A 16697-nucleotide genomic window follows, 5' to 3' on the forward strand; every position below is an offset into this window, starting at 1 on the left:
GTGCATCCGGGGCTACGGCATGGCTCGTATCTGCTTTCCTCAACAATCCTGCGGGTCATGTCTTCATGTTTTTGCAATCCACCCATGCAGTTTTTTGCATGCTTCAGGCTTTCGGTTGATCCCGGATCACGCCAAGCTGCCGTATAACCGCGGATCAATGGAGAGAGAGATGTCGAAACAAACAGCAATCGTTACCGGTGCTGGAACCGGCGTGGGCCGCGCCGCGGCGCTGGCACTGCTGGAGGCCGGCTGGCAAGTGGCCCTGGCCGGACGGCGGAAGGATGCACTCGAAGCCACCGCCGCGCTAAGCCAATCCGGAACCGCCCTGGTGGTGCCGACGGACGTCACGGACCCGGACGCCGTCAGGCTGCTGTTCGAGCGCACGCAGTCGGCCTTCGGCCATCTCGACCTGCTGTTCAACAATGCCGGCGGCAATGTGCCGGCGACGAATTTCGGTGACCTCACCTGGGAACAATGGAAACATGTGACCGCCGTCAATCTTGACGGCATGTTCCTTTGCGCTAACGCCGCGTTCCGGATGATGCGCGACCAGACACCGCAAGGCGGGCGCATCATCAATAACGGCTCGATCTCCGCGCACACGCCGCGCCCGCATGCCGCAGCCTACACCACCACGAAACATGCGGTCACCGGGTTGACGAAATCCATCTCCCTCGACGGCCGGAATTTCAACATCGCCTGCGGACAAATCGATATCGGCAACGCCGCGACACCGATGACCGAACGCATGACGAATGGCGTGCTGCAGCCCGATGGCCGCATCATGCAGGAGCCGCGGATGGATGCAGCGGATGTCGGCCGCACAATCCTCTTCATGGCGAGCCTGCCGCCAGACGCAAACGTGCAATTCGTCACCGTCATGGCAACGAAGATGCCCTTCATCGGCCGTGGCTAAAAGGAAAGGCTACTTTTTGTGAACAAAAAGTAGCAAAAAAACTTTATGAATCTGGGCCATGGGCGTTGTTGCTGCCAACGCCCATGACCCAGCATAAAAGAAGTTTTTGCGCCGCTTTTTTCAAAAAGCGGCTGCTTTCCTTTGTTAAATATTCGCGCTGTGGATCGCCTCGATCACGGCCTGGGTCACCTCTTTCGTGGTCGCCGAGCCGCCCACATCCGGCGTTAAAATGCCGGCTTTGGTGACGCGTTCCACGGCATGCATGAGCCGCTGTGCGGCCGCCGCCTCGCCGAGATGCTCGAGCATCTGCACCGCGGTCCAGAAAGTGGCGACCGGATTGGCGATACCCTTGCCGGTGATGTCGAAAGCCGAGCCGTGGATCGGCTCGAACATCGAGGGGAAGCGCCGCTCCGGGTCGATATTCGCGGTCGGCGCCACGCCGATGCTGCCCGCCAGCGCGCCGGCGAGGTCGGAGAGAATGTCGGCATGCAGATTGGTCGCGACGATGGTGTCGAGGCTCTGCGGCTTCAGCGTCATGCGCACGGTCATCGCATCGACCAGCATCTTATCCCAGGTCACATCCGGGAACTCCGTGGCCACTTCAGCGGCGATCTCGTCCCACATCACCATGCCATGGCGCTGCGCGTTTGATTTGGTCACCACGGTGAGGAACTTGCGTGGCCGCGACTGCGCCAGCCGGAACGCATAGCGCATGATGCGGGTGACGCCGACGCGCGTGAAAATGGCCACTTCGGTGCCCACTTCCTCCGGCATGCCGCGATGTGTCCTGCCGCCATTGCCGGCATATTCACCTTCGGAATTTTCGCGCACGATCACCCAGTCGAGATCATTGGGCCCGACATCGCGCAGCGGCGACAAGATACCCGGCAGAATTTTCGTCGGCCGCACATTCGCGTATTGGTCAAAGCCCTGGCAGATCGGCAGCCGCAAGCCCCAGAGCGTCACATGGTCCGGAACATCCGGTGCGCCCACCGCGCCAAAGAAAATCGCGTCGAATTTCTTCAAGGTGGCGAGACCATCCGCGGGCATCATCACGCCGTGCTTTTTGTAGTAATCCGATCCCCAGTCGAAATTCGTGAACTGCAGAGAGATATCGCCCACACGCTCCTGCAGGCTTGTCAGCACCGCGACACCGGCGGAAATAACTTCCGGGCCAATGCCGTCGGCGGGAATCGTGGCGATATTATATTGGCGCATGTGACGTCCCTGATCGGTTATTCTGGTCCCGTGATCATACTCGGCAGCCACGGGATTTCCAGCCCCGCCAGGAAGAAAGCAGCCGCTTTTTGAAAAAAGCGGCGCAAAAACTTTTGGCTCCGCTGGGCCATGGGCTGTGTCGGCGACAAAGCCCATGGCCCAGATTAATAAAGTTTTTTTGCTTCTTTTTGTTCACAAAAAGAAGCCTTCCCTTCGCTTCCTCTGCGTGTGAATTCACGCGGCCGCAGCGCCGGAAAAGCGGCACAAAATATCCTCAAACGGTAACTCCGCGGGCAAGGCGCCAAAATGCCGTCCACCGCCGGCCAGTCGCGTCTGCACGAAGGCTTCCGCGATCGGCGACGGCGCGTGGCGGCACAGCAGCGAAGCGGCGCAGGCCTGTGCCAGCGCCTCGGTGAGGCCGCGCGCATTCTGTTCCGTCGGTGCCGGCATCCGCAGCAGCCACGCATCGATCAGCGGATGCACGCGGCCAAGCTCCTGCCGGAGCAGAGACACCGCCTCCGGCGTCCGCTGCAACGCCCGCAGCACATCCAGGCAGATGACATTGCCGGAGCCTTCCCAAAGCCCGTTCAGCGGTGCGTCACGATACAGCCGCGCCAGCACGTGCTCTTCGACATAGCCATTGCCGCCGAGGCATTCCAGCGCCTCCGCCGCCACCGCAGGGGCCCGCTTGCAAACCCAGTATTTGGCGACCGGCGCGAGAATCCGGCTTAGCACGCGTTCTTTTTCATCGCGCGCGCTGGCATCCAGCGCCGCGGCGGCGCGCAGCGAAAGCCACAGCGCCGCCTCCGATTCCAGCACCAGGTCCGCGAGCACGTTGCGCATCAAAGGCTGCTCGATCAGCCGCCGTTGGAAGGCAACGCGATGGCGGGCGTGATGCATGGCCTCGGCCACCGCCTGGCGGATCAATCCCGCCGAGGCCACGGCGCATTCGATGCGCGTCAGATGCGCCATTTCCAGGATCGTCGCGATCCCCCTGCCCTCCGCGCCCACGAGCTGCGCTTCCAGGCCGCGGAACTCGACTTCTGACGAGGCGTTGGAACGGTTGCCGCATTTGTCCTTCAGGCGCTGCAGCTGCAGAAAATTCCGGCTGCCATCATCGCGCCAGCCCTGCGCCAAAAAGCACGAGATGCCTCCCTGCGTCCGCGCCAGGGTCAGGAACAGGTCGCTGGTGGGGACCGAGAAAAACCATTTATGCCCGGTCAGCCGATAGCCGTCCGCCGCCGCCACGGCCACCGTCTCGGTCTGCCGCAAATCCGAGCCGCCCTGCTTCTCGGTCATCGCCATGGCGACGCCGAGCGCCTGTTTCTGCGCCGGCGGCAGCGGCCGGGGATCGTAGTCCGGCGACAGGATCTTCGCCTCATATGCCGCCAGAAGGGCCGGCGCATGTCGCAAAGCCGCGAGCGAGGCGAACGTCATCACCGCCGGGCACCCCACCCCGGCCTCACCCTGCGCCCAGAGATAGGCCAAAGCGGCCCGCGCGACATGCGCGCCGGGCCGCGTCTCGGTCCAGCCCAGCGCATGCAGCCCGGTGCGACGCACCATGCCCATCAGCTCATGCCAGGCCGGATGAAATTCCACCCAGTCGATGCGATGGCCGAAGCGGTCATGCGTTTGCAGTTCCGGCGTGAAACGATTGGCATCCCGCGCCAATGTCTGCACCTGCGCCGAGCCCACCAAACCGCCCGCCTCATGCAGCCGCTCCCGCGCCCAGCCGGCACCAAAAACCTCCACGGCCGCGCCTAACGCCGGATCGGTCCTGAACGCATTGAAGCCCACCCGCTCGGGCGGCTGATTGCGCACCTCATGCGTCGCGTAAGCCTCATCTGTCGCATAACCAGACATCGGCGTTTCCTTTATAAAAAAAGTTTACGCGCGAATGAACCGAACTTGCAATCTCACCATAAATAATTTTCTATTCACAACGCTACCTAAAACAAATAAACCTCCTTTCGTCCGCAGGTTCACTGTATTGAACGAACGCTTCCGTTTCATGTTTTCCGCTTTTCGGCCCGTCACGCTTTTACCCAACCGTATGCGGTTTTTCGCGCTTTGATTATAAGCCTTTCGAAGCAGTGTATCCGTGTCTCCTCGCTTGACTCTGAAAACGCTCCGCTCTATCGGACTCTTATAAAAACACCGTCCGCGTTAGAAAAAACACAGAGACTAGCCGCAATTTAATTCCCCCTCGAATGATCGGCCACCGCAAAATGGCGGCGCGTTTCCAACACGGCTGATCCGTCAATAAAAATCAAAAACCATCAACGACAATCAACGATCAGGAGCAACAACCGTGGCGAACACGAAGCGATCTGACCTCGGCTTCCGCATGAAAATTTTGTCCGGCGCGGCCGTCCTGGCCCTCACGGCAGGGCAAGCGTTCGCCCTTCCCGCGGGCGCTCCGCAAAATTCCGGCGCGACGCCAACCATCCAGGATTTTGTTAAGGCGCATAGCGATAACAGCAGCTGGATCCTCACCGGCAAAGGCTACGATAACAACCGTTACGTCGCCGACAGCACGATCACGCCCGACAATGTCAAAGGCCTGAAGCCGGTCTGGACGTTCAAGATCAGCGATAACGGGCCGATCGAAGCGACGCCGATGGTCTGGCACGGCACTGTTTACGTCACCTCCGCGCACGACCATGTCTATGCGATCGACGCCAAGACCGGCCAACTGAAATGGGAATTCCAGGACAACCCGCATGTCATCGCCTTCGCCGCCAATCGCGGCGTCGCTTTGCTCGACGGCAAGGTTTATATCGCCACGCTGGACGGGCGTCTGGTGGCGCTCGACGCCGAGACCGGAAAGACGGTTTTCGACGTGGTCGACGTGGCGGACACCACGAACTCGTTCTACACCATGGCACCGATCCCGTATCATAACCCCACCACCGGCAAGGATGAATTGCTGCTCGGCGTCGCCAACGGCGACTGGGGCGGGCTGGGCAATATCTCCGCCTTTGATCCGCAAACCGGCCGGCGCATCTGGCAGTTCAACACCGTGCCCGGCCCCGGCGAGAAAGGCCACAACACCTGGTCCGGCGATTCCTGGAAACAGGGCGGCGCGGCAGTGTGGACACAGATGGGCATCGATCCGCAGACCGGCATGCTCTACGCCAATGCCGGCAACCCGCAGCCCGATTTCAACGGTCCGGCGCGCCTCGGCGCCAACCTCTATTCCAATTCTCTGCTCGCGCTGAACATTTCCGGCGCCACGCCGAAACTGGTCTGGTACCATCAGTTCATCGCGCATGACACGCATGACTGGGATCCGACGATGCCGCCACTGCTGTTCACCGGCACTGTGCACGGCCAGAGCATGCAGCTGGTGGCCGATGGCGACAAGGCCGGCAATTTCTGGCTGCTCAATTCAGCCACCGGCCAACTGGTCAACCATCTGCAGGTCAGCATGCAATACAACCAGAATTCCGAGCCCTCGCTGAAAGGCAACACCGCCTGCCCGAACACCAATGGCGGCGTCGAGTTCAACGGCGGCAGCTACGATCCGCAGACGAACATGGTGTACCTGCCCAGCAGCAATGAATGCGGCTACTGGCACGCCACCAAGAACGTCGTCTACATCGCCGGGCAGTTCTATCTCGGCGGTGCGTTCCCCACCTTCGTCGGCCCGAGCACCGGGCAGCTGAACGCGATCAACGTCGATACCGGCGTGTTCGCCTGGCGCTACCATGACAAGCTGCCGATGGCGGCCGGGGCGCTGAGCACCGGTAGCGGCGTGGTCTTCACCGGGCTGCTGAACAATGATTTCGCGGCGTTCGATGCCAAGACCGGCCAAAAACTGTGGAGCTACAACACCGGCTCGCCGATCATCGCGCCGCCGGTTTTGTTCACTGAGGACGGCACCGACTATGTGGCGGTGGCCTCCGGCCCGGCCGGCAACCAGCAGCTGCCGGAGATGTCGACCAGTAATGCCGGCACCATGCTGACGATGTTTGCCGTTTCACACTGACACAAGGACCAGAATGATGAGACTGCACGCGAAGATCAGGGCGCCCCGCACCGGCTTTCATGTTCTCCTCACCGCGATCGGGTTCACCGCCGCGTCGGTGATGATGCCGGTTCCGGCCCAGGCGGAAAATCATTCTGGTCCCTATGAAGCCGATCATGCCCAGGCCGTCGCGGCGCTCACCGACCTGCAGGCCGCGATCACCACGATCATGCACGCGGAAGAGGCCACCAGCTCCGGCCCGGGGTCTTACAAAACCGCGGCGGCCAGCGCGATCAACGCCCTGGTCGGCAGCCAGGATGCCGCCTTCAATGCCCAGGCGCCCAATCCCGGCGATGCAGCGGGGGCGATCGGCCATGTGAACCAGTTGCTGGACCGTGTCAGCAGCCCGCCCTGGGTGCCGGGCCTGCACGGCGTTCTGGTCAACGCCCAGGCCGCCGTCAGCGCGCTGCAGGACGCCGGCAAGGCCGATGACCTCGACGGGTATGAGCTCTCGTCCTCGCAGGCGCTGACCGATCTCGTGGTCGCTGAAGGCCACGCCGGCGGCTATGATTCACTCGGCGGCCTGTCCGGCGCGCTCGCCAACACCGCCCTTGCCGTCACCGATGGGGCCGCCGTGGAGAATGGCTGCACGGCGCCGCAGCGCGCCGGGTTCGGCGTGTATCAGGGTTATCTCTCGTATCGGGCGGTGCCGCTCTCCAGCATCGGCAGTGCCGGCATCGACAATCCGGGCGGGGCAAAAATCCGTCTCCATGGCGGCCTCCTGGTTTTTTACACCGCCGCAGCGCCGCAGGTGGTGCAGATGTGCTCGTCCACCCATGCCGAGGCGCAGTTGGCCGCGCCGGAGGCGGGCATTTTCCATGCTGACTTCACCAGCAACGCCCCGTCGCCACTGCTGATCGAAACCGCCGATGAATCGTCCGGCACTCCGGCACTCTACACCGCCGCTCAGGCCAGCGCGGGCGCGGCAGTCTATGCCCAGAACTGCGCCAGCTGCCATGGCGCGAACCTGCAGGGCGTCGCCGCCCCGGCCCTCGCCGGCAAGGATTTCCAAACAACCGCCGTCAGCGACAAATACACCGTGTCGATCATCCGCACGATCGCGACGCAGAATATGCCGCTCAGCAATCCCGGCTCGCTGTCGGATACGCAATACGCCAATGTGCTGGCCTATCTGCTGGCCGCCAATTGCTATCCGGCCGGCGCGAAACCATTCCCGACGCAGGATGAGCCCTCCTTGCAGAAGGTCACTATGGGCCCGCCCAGCGCCCCCAGCGGCACGCCCGATGCCAACGGCGTCTGCGCCGTGCATTAAGGAAAGCGAAGGGGAAGACTACTTTTTGTGAACAAAAAGTAGCAAAAAAACTTTGCTAACCTGGGCCATGGGCGTTGGCGCCGACAACGCCCATGGCCCAGCATTCATAAAGGTTTTTGCGCCGCTTTTTTCAAAAAGCGGCCTCTTCCTGTTGTTTGCCTAACATTCCGTCAGATAAAATTCCGTCTTGGCTCTGGAAACCTGCGCGAATCACCACATGTCGCAGGTTCAAGCACCCTTAAGGAGCAAAAAATGGAATATCGCAGACTTGGTCACTCCGGCCTGCGCGTGCCGGTATTGAGCTACGGCACCGCGACTTTCGGCGGCGCGAACGATTTTTTCAAGGCCTGGGGATCAACCGATGTGAAGGGCGCGGAACGCCTGATCGACGTCTGCCTCGACCACGGCGTCTCCCTGTTCGACACCGCGGATGGCTACTCCAACGGCCTGGCGGAGGAGATTCTCGGCCAGGCGATCAAGGGCAAACGCGAAAAGCTGCTTATTTCCACGAAAGTCACCTTCCCCACCGGAGACGGCCCGAATGATTTCGGCTCGTCGCGCCAGCACCTCATCGAAGCCGTGGAAAAGAGCCTCAAGCGTCTGCAGGTGGAAACGATCGACCTGCTGCAGCTGCATGGCCAGGACTACAACACGCCGGTGGAAGAGACGATGTCGACGCTCGACCAGCTCGTGCGCGCGGGCAAGCTACGCTATATCGGCGGCTCGAATTTCTCCGGCTGGCACATGATGAAATCCCTCGCCGCCGCGGACCGCTACGGCTATCCGCGCCATGTCGCGCATCAGGTGTATTACTCGCTGCTGAACCGCGACTATGAGTGGGAGCTGATGCCGCTCGGGCGCGACCAGGGCATCGGCGCGCTGATCTGGAGCCCGCTCGGCTGGGGCAAGCTCACCGGCAAGATCCGCCGCGGCCAGCCCGCACAGCCCGGCACGCGCGCGCATGACATCGCCGGCACCGGCCCGCATTACGAGGAAGAGCGGCTCTTCAAGATCGTCGACGCGCTGGACGAGGTCGCGCGCGAAACCGGCAAGACGATTCCGCAGATCGCCCTCAACTGGCTGCTGCAGCGCCCGACCGTGAGCAATGTCATCATCGGCGCGCGCGACGAGGCACAGCTGGTACAGAATATCGGCGCGATCGGCTGGACCCTGACGGCTGACCAGATAGCGCGGCTCGATGCGGCGAGTGATGTGTCGCCGGCCTATCCCGTCTGGCACCAACGCGGCTTTCCGCAGCTGAACGAGGCCGGGCAACAGAAGTAGAAGTAAGAGCCTACTTTTTGTGAACAAAAAGTAGCAAAAAAACTTTATTAATCTGGGCCATGGGCGTTGTCGGCGACAAAGCCCATGGCCCAGCATAGCCAAAAATTTTTGCGCCGCTTTTTTAAAAAAGCGGCTACTTACTTTCTTCTCGCTGTCAGACGGCAGGCGTCATTGCGGTCACCTTGGCGCTACGCGACGGCAGCCACACCGTGAAGGTCGTGCCCTTGCCCTCCACACTGTCGATCACCAGCCGGCCGCGATGCCGGCTGACCACGTGCTTGACGATGGCAAGGCCGAGCCCGGTGCCGCCCACGGCGCGCGAGCGGCCTTTATCCACGCGGTAGAAACGCTCGGTCAGGCGGGGAATATGCTCGCGCGCGATGCCCATGCCGTCATCGGTGACGCTGACCAGAACGCCGCCGCTCTCGAAGCGCGCATCGCTCACGGCATGCGCGGCGACGAGCCGGATGCAACCGCCGCGCTTGCCGTATTTGAGGGCGTTGTCGAGCAAGTTGGAGAAAACCTGCGCCAGTTGGTCGGCATCGGCCGGCACCTGCGGCAGACCCGGCGGGATGGCCACTTCCATGCGCGTGGAACTCGCCTTGAGCAGCGGCTCCATCCCGGCGACGATCCGCTCCAGCAGCGGCCGCAGGTCCAGCAATTCCGCCGGCGGCTGGTGCTCGGAAATCTCGATCTTCGACAGGTTGAGCAGATCGTCGATCATGCGCTGCATCCGCGCCGCCTGCTCGGCCATGATGCCCAAAAAGCGCTTTTGCGCCTCCGGGTCATCGGCCGCCGGCCCGCGCAGCGTCTCGATGAAGCCGATCAGGCTGGCCAGCGGCGTGCGCAGCTCATGGCTGGAATTGGCGACGAAATCCGCGCGCATCTTCTCCAGGCTGCGCTCGCGCGTGCGGTCGCTGATCAGCACATAGAGCGGGCCGCCGACCGGGATCACCGTCGCGTCCAGTTCGCGCGGCACCGGCACCGACACGGCGATCTTGCTGCGCACCGGCAGGCCGCCGCGCGCCTCCGTCAGCGCCGCGCGCAGCGCCGGATGCCGCAGCAAGGCCGCGGTCTCCATGCCGAACGCGGCAATCGCGCTGGCATTGCGCCACACCAGGTTGCCATCCGCGTCCAGCTTCAACAGCGGGTCCGGCAGTCGTTCCACCAGCGCCCGGTCTTCCGCCGCACTGCCGATGATGCGCGCCCGCGCGGCATGTTCGGCATGCACCAGACGGACCGCCTCTTCGCCAAGCGCGCGGATCCCCGGCACCAGCAGCGCGGTATCCGCCGTCGGCACATCGTCGGCATTGCCACGCAAGGCGCGAACCAGGCGGGTCAGCGTCAGCACTTCGCGTCCCAGCAACGCGCCGAACCCCGCCGCCACCACGGTGCACAAAGCCCAGCCGATCAGCCCGGGCAGCCAGTGGAGTTCCCCGAACGCGACCAGCAGCCCAAACACGAGCGTCGGCAACGCGCCCAGCGCCAGAAAGCTGGCGAAGGTCGCGGGCCAGGCCGGCTCGGAGAGCTGCCCCTCATCCATCAGCTGGTCGGCTGGGCCAGCTGCGTCGGCGCGGGTTCAACGGTGATCGGCGCCCCGGACGCGACCCCAAACACCGCCAGCCCGCGCTGCACCTGGCCGTCCGGCTGCAGCACCAGCGTGCCGTCGGTGCCGGTAAAGCCGGCCGGCGCGGTCAACACGGAAGATGTGTAGCCGCCATTGGATCCCGCCAGCTTGGCGATCGCCGCCGCGTCGAATGCGATGTCGGCGATGGAAGGCGGCGGCGCGCCATAGGTCGCCTGGTATTTCGTGTCGAAGGCGGAAGCCGAGGCCGGGTCCGGCGCCGCATACATCGCACCCAGCAGCACGGGTTGATGCGCCATCGCGGGCGCCAAGGGCGCCCAATTAGCCGGCCCCAGAAACTGCACCTGGGGCTGGTTCACATCATAATACGGCAGAAACGTCGCAAACTCCGCCAGCGTGTCGCCACGGATCGCGCCGATGAACAACGCGTTGAACGACGGCGGCGGGATCTGCTGGTGCTCCAGTTCGCGCGCCTGCTCCCGCCCGGCATTGGTGTCCAGATCGCGCGCCTGCCTGATCTCGCTTTCAATCATCTGGCCGCGCCCGGAGAAGTCGGAAATTTGCTCCACCGCGCGATTCACGCTGTTGAAATCATCATCGTAAAAAACGATTTGCGGGCTCGGCTCGCTCAGCCTGGCGCTTTCGTCGCTGATATCATTGGACAGCTGCCGGCCAAAATCGCTGTCCGGCAGCAAGGCCGCCACCTGCGTGCGGCCTTTGCCCGCCGCCACCTGCATCACCCGTTCCACCTGCTGCCTCGGCGAAATGCCCATCGGCCAGATGCCGGGCGCGGCCACGGTCGAGTCATTGGTGAAGCTCAACACGTTTACCCCGGCGGCCTGGGCAATAGGCGCCACCGCATGCGCCTCGGGCGAGGTCAACGGCCCGAGGATGATGCCATCCCCCGCCGCGATGGCCGCCTGCGCCGCGGCCGCAGCGCCTTGCGGCGTGCCGCCGGTGTCACGCACGTCCAGTTCAGGCGACGACCCCGCGGGAAAAACAAGTTTCGCCGCGTTTTCCAGAGACTGGCCAACCGGCGCCAGAGGGCCGGTCAACGGCACCAGCAATGCCACATTGCCGGCGCTCTTGCCGATCGCCGGACCAGCCCCCGGCAGCGCTGACGTGCCGCCGAGCGGCGTCGGCGCGGCGGCGCCGAAAATTTGCCCCGGGCCTTGACCGGCGCAGCCGGCGAGCGCCAGCGTGCCGAGAACAATCCAGGCTGGCCGAAGATACGATGAACGAACCGAACACTGACGAATCAACGATGGGGCCCTCCTCTGCCGGGTCACAATTGGCGGCGGCAGCCCTTGTGCTGGTTTCCACCCCAATCGGCAACCTCAAAGATTTTTCGCCGCGCGCGCAAGAGGCCTTGGCCGCCGCGGATGCGGTTTTATGTGAAGATACAAGGACTAGTAGCATTCTGTTACGCGCGTATGACATTCGCACGAAACTGATCGCGCTACATGAGCATAACGAGGAAGCGCGCATCCCGCAGCTGCTGGCTTCCATGCAGGAGGGCGCGCGTTACGCGCTGATCTCCGATGCCGGCACGCCGCTGGTCTCCGACCCCGGCTACCGCCTAGTGCGCGCCGCCATCGAGGCCGGACTGTCGGTCAGCGGCATTCCCGGCCCGAACGCCGCGGTCCTCGCCCTCACCCTTTCCGGCCTGCCGCCCCAGCCTTTTCTGTTCGTCGGCTTTCTGCCGCCAAAATCCGGGCCGCGCCGGGCCGCGTTGGAGCGCTTGCGCAACGCCGAGGCCGCCGGCCTGTCGGCGACCCTGGTCTTCTACGAAGCGCCGCACCGCCTGGCCGAAACCCTGGCCGACGCTACGGAAGTTTTTGGACCGCGCCCGGCCGCGGTGTGCCGCGAGCTCTCGAAACATTATGAGGAGGTGCGCCGCGACACGCTCCCCACCCTCGCCGCGCATTACGACGCCACAGCGCCGCGCGGCGAAATCACGCTGGTGATCGGCCCCGCCACGGCGGAGCCAACCACGGCGCAAACACTGGACCAGGCGCTCGAACTGGCGCTCGGCCAGATGAGCCTGAAAGACGCCGCGGCGGCCGTGGCCACCGCCACCGGCCTGCCGAAAAAACAGGTCTACGCCCGCGCTCTCGAACTCGGCCGCAAGGCGAATTAAGGAAGGAAAGGCTACTTTTTGTGAACAAAAAGTAGCAAAAAAACTTTATGAATCTGGGCCATAGGCGTTGTCGCCGACACAGCCCCTGGCCCAGCATAACAAAAGTTTTTGCGCCGCTTTTTTTAAAAAGCGGCTACTTCCTTCCTTTAAGGATAAAGCCGCCCCGGCACCCACCCCGTCGCCGCCTTGGTAAAGGTCAGACGGTCGTGCAGACGGAAATTCTGGCCCTGCCAGAACTCGAAATAGTCCGGCGTCACGCGCCAACCGGACCAGAATTCCGGCCGCGGGATTTGGGGGCCCTGAAAGCGCGCCTCCGCCTCACTCACTTTTGCTTCGAACAATTCGCGCGAAGCCAGCTCTTGGGACTGATCCGAGGCCCAGGCCCCAAGCTGCGAGCCGCGCGGCCGGGAGGCGAAATACGCGTCCGCCTGGGTCTCCGAAACCGGGGTCACTGCCCCTTCGATGCGGATCTGCCGGTACTGCGACTTCCAATAGAACAGTAGCGCCGCCTGCGCGTTTCCGCCGAGATGGCGCCCCTTGCGCGAGCCGAGATTGCCGTAGAACACGAAACCGTCCCGATCCCAGGCCTTCAGCAGCACCGTGCGCGCGGCGGGCCGGCCGGACTCGTCGGCGGTCGCCAAGGTCATGGCGTTCGGGTCGGACGGCTCACTCTCCGCCGCCTGCGCGAACCACTCCCCAAAAATCTCGAACGGGTCGTCTGCCAATTTGAAGCCTCCGTCATGTTGCCGCACTTGATGCTTGCTATACTCTATGCCACCAACCGGCCCTTGCCCGAAGTCCCCTACGGAGATACCGCTCATGCCTGATTCCGCCCCCGAGATCGCGCCGCCGAAGGGCACGCTCATGCAGGGCAAGCGCGGGTTGATCATGGGCGTCGCCAACAACCGCTCGATCGCCTGGGCCATCGCCCAGGCCGTGGCGGCGCAAGGCGGCGAACTGGCCTTCACCTATCAGGGCGAGGCGCTGGAGAAGCGGGTGCGCCCGCTCGCCAATTCAATCGACGCGGATTTCCTGGTCCCCTGCGACGTCACCGACGATGCGGCGATGGACAACGCCTTCGACCAGTTGGCCAAAAAGTGGAGCAAGATCGACTTCCTGGTCCATGCGATCGGCTTCGCCGACAAGAATTTCCTGCGTGGCCGCTATGTCGACACGCCGCGTTCCGCCTTCCTGCAGGCGCTGGACATTTCCTGCTACTCCTTCACCGCGGTCGGCCAGCGCGCCGCGGCGATGATGCCCGACGGCGGCGCGCTGCTCACTCTCTCTTACCTAGGCGCCGAGCGCGTGATGCCGCACTACAATGTGATGGGCGTCGCCAAGGCGGCACTGGAAGCGTCCGTCCGTTACATGGCGGCGGATCTCGGCCCCGACCGGATCCGCGTCAACGGCATCTCCGCCGGCCCCATCAAGACCCTCGCCGCCTCCGGCATCGGCGATTTCTCCTACATTCTGAAATGGAACCGCTATAATTCCCCGCTGGAGCGCAACGTGGAGCTGGAGGAGGTCGGCGGCGCCGGGCTCTATATGCTCTCCGACCTGTCGCGCGGCGTGACCGGCGAAATCCACCACGTCGATTGCGGCTATCACACGGTCGGCATGAAGAACCCGAACGCCCCGGACATCACCGTCGCCGGGGACTAAGAAAGAAAGCAGCCGCTTTTAAAAAAGCGGCACCAAAATTTTCGGCGATGCCGGGCCATGGGCGTGTCGGCGACAATGCCCATGGCCCAGCGTAGATAAAAGTTTTTGCGCCGCTTTTTTCAAAAAGCGGCTTCTTACTTCTCCTCTGGAATTTCCCACGGCGAGGCGTTACGCCTTGCTCATGTCGCACAATACTTTCGGTCATCTGTTCCGTGTCACCACCTGGGGCGAGAGCCATGGCCCCGCCATCGGCTGCGTCGTCGACGGCACGCCGCCGGGCATCGCTCTGTCGGAAGCTGACATCCAGCCCTTTCTCGACAAGCGTCGGCCTGGCCAGTCGAAATTCACCACCCAGCGCCAGGAGGCGGACCAGGTGAAAATCCTGTCCGGCGTGTATGAGGGCAAGACCACCGGCACGCCCATTTCCCTCCTGATCGAGAATACCGACCAGCGTTCCAAGGATTACGCCAACATCGCCGCGCAATACCGGCCCGGCCACGCGGATGTGGCGTATGACATGAAATACGGCCATCGCGACCCGCGCGGCGGCGGCCGGTCCTCGGCCCGCGAAACCGCAATGCGCGTCGCCGCCGGGGCGATCGCCCGCAAGGTTCTGGGCGAAGGCGTCAAAATCCGCGGCGCCATGGTGGCGCTGGGGGCGCACGGCATCGACCGCGCCCGCTGGGACTGGGCCGCCATCGACCAGAACCCGTTCTTCTGCCCCGACCCGCAGGCCGCGACGGAATGGGCGGTGATTCTCGACGACATCCGCAAATCCGGCTCCTCGCTCGGCGCCGTGGTGGAGGTCGTGGCTGAGGGCGTGCCGCCCGGCCTCGGCGCACCGATCTATGGCAAGCTGGACGCCGAGATCGCCGGCGCGCTGATGAGCATCAACGCCGTGAAAGGCGTGGAAATCGGTGACGGTTTCGCCGCCGCCGCCCTGCGCGGCGAGCAGAATGCCGACGAGATGCGCATGCAGGGCGGCAAAATAACGTTTCTCGCCAACCATGCCGGCGGCATTCTCGGCGGGATCGCGACCGGCCAGCCGATCGTCGCCCGTTTCGCGGTGAAGCCGACCAGCTCGATCCTCACCCCGGTGCGCAGCGTCAGCGCCGCCGGCGAGGATGTCGAGATTTTCACCAAGGGCCGGCACGACCCATGCGTCGGCATCCGCGCCGTGCCTGTGGGGGAAGCGATGCTGGCATGCGTTCTTGCCGACCATCTGCTTCGTGACCGGGCGGTAATCACGAGAGTGTGTGGCGACAAACCGTAATTCTGAGTTAACATATTTATATGAACAGGAAATTTTCGCGCGATTTCACCTCCTGGCTCGGCACCGCGTGCTGGGACGAGCGCGTGGCGTGGATTCGCGCCCGCGTGCAGGCGGGGGCGCGCAACGGCAAGCTGGCCGCACAGCGCTTTCTGGTCGAATCGGCGCTCGAGAAATCGCGCCGCGGCCACGCGCTCTCCGCCGCCGAGAGCACGCTGGTTGAGCTCACGTCACGCATTCCAGCCCTGCACTGGCAGCTTACCGCCGCCGGCCAGGCGCGGCTGCGCGAGATGGTGGAGGCAGCTTTGGTCGGCGAGGTAACACTGCTGCCGGTGCTGCATCTGCTGCACACCGCGCGCCTGCAGGAAGAGCGCGGCTTCACCGTGGCCTATACCGGCTTCGAAGAGGCGACGCCGTTCGACCTGCTGATCAGCCGCGACGGCGAGCAAGCCGAGATCGCCTGCGACAGTGTCTCCGCCGAGGACGGCCATGCCGTGCACCGAAGCAGCTGGACGCAGCTGATGGACCGGGTCGACCCGGACCTGCAGACGTGGCTCGCCGCACATCCCGGCCGCTATCTGCTGAAAATGACGCTGCCGAAAGGGTTGAAAAACGACGCCGAAAACCTGCCGGCGCTGCACGGAAAAATCCGTGATTTTCTCACCGCCGCCAAGCGCGCCGACTACGACGAGGCGGCGATCCTGCGCCTCGACCCGCTGCTGCTGGCCGGCGCCCAGGCCAGCGACAAGACCGGCGGCATCCTCGCCAAACTGCGCCGCGACTTCGGCCCGGAGGCGCATTTCGCCGCCACCGAGGCCGGGACCAGCCTGTTCGTCATGGCCGCCCGCGGCGGCATGGAAAATGACGTCGCCGCTTTGGTGCGCCGGCGTCTCGCCGCCATCGCCCCGGCCCGCCTCACCGGCACGCGCCCCGGCATTCTGGCGATATGCATCGCCGACACCGACCAGCTGGAATGGCAAAGCCTGCGCGACCAGCTGCGGCTGGAGGGCGAGGCGCGGCAGTTCCTCACCTTCCCCGAAGCCAAGCCGGTGGTGGCGGTGACCTTCGCCTCCCGTTACGAGCTGGCGAAAGCCGGCGCACCGGAAGGCGATCTGCGCTTCCGCAACCCCATGCATCCCGAAGCAAAGTCCGCCGCCCTCGCCCCGGCGGTGCTGTCCACAGTTTAAAGAAAGCAGCCGCTTTTAAAAAAGCGGCGCAAAAATTTTTGCTCCGCTGGGCTATGGGCATTGTCGCCGACAACGCCCATGGCCCAGCATAATAAAGTTTTTTTGCTACTTTTTGTTCACAAAAAGTAGTCT

Annotated in this window: 13 protein-coding genes; 8 read left to right on the plus strand and 5 right to left on the minus strand. The window is 63.7% G+C overall.

What is annotated here, in order from left to right:
• Positions 1-169: 169 nt before the first annotated feature.
• A complete protein-coding gene (locus VGG47_RS08670) occupies positions 170-916 on the plus strand; it encodes an SDR family oxidoreductase (RefSeq protein WP_331537507.1) in 747 nt (248 codons plus the stop codon).
• A 144-nt stretch (positions 917-1060) separates the two neighbouring features.
• Here the strand turns inward: VGG47_RS08670 and VGG47_RS08675 are convergent, their stop codons facing one another.
• Together VGG47_RS08675 and VGG47_RS08680 are read right to left on the minus strand one after the other, a co-directional pair.
• Positions 1061-2134: a tartrate dehydrogenase gene (locus VGG47_RS08675; RefSeq protein WP_331537508.1), complete on the minus strand. Its 1074-nt coding sequence runs from the start codon at positions 2132-2134 to the stop codon at positions 1061-1063.
• 234 nt (positions 2135-2368) lie between these two features.
• Positions 2369-3997, minus strand: a complete 1629-nt coding sequence (locus VGG47_RS08680; protein ID WP_331537510.1) for an acyl-CoA dehydrogenase family protein — start codon at positions 3995-3997, stop codon at positions 2369-2371.
• Between the two features lie 448 nt (positions 3998-4445).
• Here VGG47_RS08680 and VGG47_RS08685 point away from each other — a divergent pair, with 448 nt between their 5' ends.
• The 3 genes from VGG47_RS08685 (at position 4446) to VGG47_RS08695 (ending at position 8721) form a co-directional block, all read left to right on the plus strand.
• On the plus strand, positions 4446-6125 hold the full coding sequence (locus VGG47_RS08685; RefSeq protein ID WP_331537512.1) for a pyrroloquinoline quinone-dependent dehydrogenase: 1680 nt from the start codon (positions 4446-4448) through the stop codon (positions 6123-6125).
• Between the two features lie 13 nt (positions 6126-6138).
• Complete coding sequence (locus VGG47_RS08690; protein ID WP_331537514.1) at positions 6139-7437, plus strand: c-type cytochrome; 1299 nt, start codon at positions 6139-6141, stop codon at positions 7435-7437.
• A 252-nt stretch (positions 7438-7689) separates the two neighbouring features.
• A complete protein-coding gene (locus VGG47_RS08695; RefSeq protein WP_331537516.1) occupies positions 7690-8721 on the plus strand; it encodes an aldo/keto reductase in 1032 nt (343 codons plus the stop codon).
• Positions 8722-8875: 154 nt separating this feature from the next.
• On the opposite strand, the gene VGG47_RS08700 is transcribed toward VGG47_RS08695, so the two are convergent.
• Both VGG47_RS08700 and VGG47_RS08705 read right to left on the minus strand, forming a co-directional pair.
• Positions 8876-10264, minus strand: a complete 1389-nt coding sequence (locus tag VGG47_RS08700) for an ATP-binding protein (protein ID WP_331537518.1) — start codon at positions 10262-10264, stop codon at positions 8876-8878.
• Positions 10264-11568: a penicillin-binding protein activator gene (locus tag VGG47_RS08705; protein ID WP_331537520.1), complete on the minus strand. Its 1305-nt coding sequence runs from the start codon at positions 11566-11568 to the stop codon at positions 10264-10266. Before VGG47_RS08705 ends, VGG47_RS08700 begins: the two co-directional genes overlap by 1 nt.
• Between VGG47_RS08705 and rsmI the strand changes: the two genes are divergently transcribed.
• Positions 11541-12446: a 16S rRNA (cytidine(1402)-2'-O)-methyltransferase gene (rsmI, locus tag VGG47_RS08710; protein WP_408841765.1), complete on the plus strand. Its 906-nt coding sequence runs from the start codon at positions 11541-11543 to the stop codon at positions 12444-12446. The two genes, VGG47_RS08705 and rsmI, sit on opposite strands and share 28 nt — an antisense overlap.
• Positions 12447-12592: 146 nt before the next feature.
• Here rsmI and pdxH read toward each other — a convergent pair whose 3' ends face one another.
• Complete coding sequence (gene pdxH / locus VGG47_RS08715; protein ID WP_331537522.1) at positions 12593-13372, minus strand: pyridoxamine 5'-phosphate oxidase; 780 nt, start codon at positions 13370-13372, stop codon at positions 12593-12595.
• On the opposite strand from pdxH, the gene fabI reads away from it, so the two are divergent.
• The 3 genes from fabI (at position 13266) to VGG47_RS08730 (ending at position 16565) form a co-directional block, all read left to right on the plus strand.
• On the plus strand, positions 13266-14108 hold the full coding sequence (gene fabI / locus VGG47_RS08720; RefSeq protein WP_331537524.1) for an enoyl-ACP reductase FabI: 843 nt from the start codon (positions 13266-13268) through the stop codon (positions 14106-14108). The two genes, pdxH and fabI, sit on opposite strands and share 107 nt — an antisense overlap.
• A gap of 181 nt (positions 14109-14289) precedes the next feature.
• Positions 14290-15381: a chorismate synthase gene (gene aroC / locus VGG47_RS08725; RefSeq protein ID WP_331537526.1), complete on the plus strand. Its 1092-nt coding sequence runs from the start codon at positions 14290-14292 to the stop codon at positions 15379-15381.
• Between the two features lie 20 nt (positions 15382-15401).
• Entirely contained in the window at positions 15402-16565 is a 1164-nt protein-coding gene (locus VGG47_RS08730; RefSeq protein ID WP_331537528.1) for a hypothetical protein, read from the plus strand.
• The last annotated feature ends 132 nt before the right edge of the window (positions 16566-16697 follow it).

It is taken from the genome of Acidocella sp., from assembly GCF_036489515.1.
GTDB lineage: Bacteria > Pseudomonadota > Alphaproteobacteria > Acetobacterales > Acetobacteraceae > Acidocella.